Origin of the sequence: Rhizobium sp. BR 315 (assembly GCF_050577975.1) — a bacterium.
GTDB classification, from domain to species: Bacteria; Pseudomonadota; Alphaproteobacteria; order Rhizobiales; family Rhizobiaceae; genus Rhizobium; species Rhizobium miluonense.
This window is the reverse complement of the sequence record NZ_JARWKZ010000140.1, coordinates 1-959: the sequence shown is the minus strand read 5'-3', so window position 1 is coordinate 959 and position 959 is coordinate 1. Positions and strand designations below refer to the sequence as shown.

General features: G+C 31.2%; 2 protein-coding genes. One reads left to right on the top strand and one right to left on the bottom strand.

Going from position 1 to position 959, the window contains the following annotated elements:
• A partial coding sequence (locus tag QD409_RS35400) for a hypothetical protein (RefSeq protein ID WP_430765031.1) occupies positions 1-265 on the top strand: 265 nt, incomplete at its 5' end.
• Between the two features lie 332 nt (positions 266-597).
• Here the strand turns inward: QD409_RS35400 and QD409_RS35395 are convergent.
• Positions 598-959 (bottom strand): hypothetical protein (locus QD409_RS35395; protein WP_430765030.1); only part of this gene is annotated, 362 nt, incomplete at its 5' end.

The following is a 959-nucleotide window of genomic DNA, read 5'->3' as shown; positions in this document are numbered from 1 at the left end:
CTCAAAGGCAACGGCACTATTATTGGAAGCTAGTATAAGAAATACAGAACTATTAAATTCTTATATGAGAACCTTTTTACGTGGCACTTTAGATAAAATGAGAATGAAGGAATTAAAACAGGTGCAATCATTTGTTAAGAAGAGCAATCCATATAGTAAGGAAACTTCATGGTTTGATTTAATTGATACGATTGTAGAAGATGTTAAAGATAATACAGTTAACATTAAAGAGTCCATTACAACTTGGTTAGATAGGCTTAAATAAAGCACAAATAGCCCTAATAGATATGCTTTAGGGCAACAATTTCCTTTAATGCTAAAGTTCTATATAAGAGTACCTATCTTACCAGCAACTTAAAGGCACACACTTTAGGTATTGTTTCTTTTGCCATTGTTCGAACAGGGCATCTGATATTTGTGTTTGGAGAAAACAATYTATTATTACTTTCRATATTCWTCCTTTGTACTCGAAGGAGAGTAARAATATCCGAGTTGCGCGCTAACTCATCCAGWTAMTAATATTTYRTTCYCWTKCACCTTTTATCATTATGGCCAAGTAAAAAAAATTTAAAACATTTATTAAAGGAAAATATGATATCAGCCCTTTTTCATAGCCTTTTCAATCACACTTTTTTCCACCGCAATTAAATTATCCTTATATTCTTTAAGTAAATTATAAAAGCACTCTTTGTCTACTTGATACACTTTTTTAAATCCTCTTTCCTTTCTAAAAATCTGAATAGCCTCTTTGCTTAATGTAGAAAGCATTCTTTCCCTTGAATCTGCTTCTACAACTCTACTGGTAGTTATAAGTTTATTTTCCTCGTTAATATCTGTTATGTCTTCAGAAAATGAGATTAAATCAAGAAACATGGTTTCATCTTCTATTAGAAAGCGAATCCTTGATATTGTATAGGTGTAAAGGGGAAATGTAGGGAACCCATCCGTATAAATTATAT